The organism is Psychrobacter sp. 16-MNA-CIBAN-0192 (genome assembly GCF_040309565.1).
In the GTDB taxonomy this organism is placed as follows: Bacteria; Pseudomonadota; Gammaproteobacteria; order Pseudomonadales; family Moraxellaceae; genus Psychrobacter.
Genome location: NZ_JBEOOX010000445.1, coordinates 1 through 257, shown reverse-complemented (window position 1 = coordinate 257; position 257 = coordinate 1). Strand labels below are relative to the sequence as shown.

General features: G+C 29.6%; 1 protein-coding gene. It reads left to right on the top strand.

Features of this window, described 5'->3' with window-relative positions; translation table 11 throughout:
• The coding region (locus AAEY78_RS13900; RefSeq protein WP_352339954.1) for a hypothetical protein at positions 1-257 on the top strand (257 nt) is incomplete at both ends.

The following is a 257-nucleotide window of genomic DNA, read 5'->3' as shown; positions in this document are numbered from 1 at the left end:
ACTTGAAACTGTCGATGTCATTGTTGAATTGATCAATAAATCACAAGAAAAAGAACAACAAACCAATGATTTTCCTGAACTCACTGAACAAAAATTAAAATTCGAACTGGGTTTATTGAGTAGTAAATTAGAACAGCAAACCGCTAAAAATAAATACAATCAATTTATCATTTTAGGGTTGATTATTGTGTTTAGTATTACGCTCATACTAATGGTTTTTTTCTACAGAAAATTTCAACACCGCAATATCTTGTACC